Origin of the sequence: Virgibacillus sp. 7505 (genome assembly GCF_002272135.1) — a bacterium.
In the GTDB taxonomy this organism is placed as follows: domain Bacteria; phylum Bacillota; class Bacilli; order Bacillales; family Amphibacillaceae; genus Terribacillus.
This window is the reverse complement of the sequence record NZ_NPBF01000501.1, coordinates 1-208: the sequence shown is the minus strand read 5'-3', so window position 1 is coordinate 208 and position 208 is coordinate 1. Positions and strand designations below refer to the sequence as shown.

Sequence of the window (208 nt, the reverse complement as noted above, 5' to 3'; positions counted from 1 at the left end):
CATGAACTTGAATCCAGAGCGGGCCATCTAGTTCAAATTCGTCCCTGTCGCTTGCTTCGTGCATCATATCATAAAAAAGTTCTTCACCACGTTCACGGTTATACCAAATTTCTTCACGCTCAAAACCACGTGCTTCAATATCCTTATACGTGATGAAAAACCGAATAGTTGAGTCATTTACTCGTTCGATTTCCATACTCGCTCCCCC

General features: G+C 42.8%; 1 protein-coding gene. It reads right to left on the bottom strand.

Annotation, left to right across the window (positions count from 1 at the left end; translation table 11 throughout):
• Nucleotides 1–196 (bottom strand): adaptor protein MecA (locus CHH91_RS19955; protein WP_176465919.1); only part of this gene is annotated, 196 nt, incomplete at its 3' end.
• Nucleotides 197–208 lie beyond the last annotated feature (12 nt).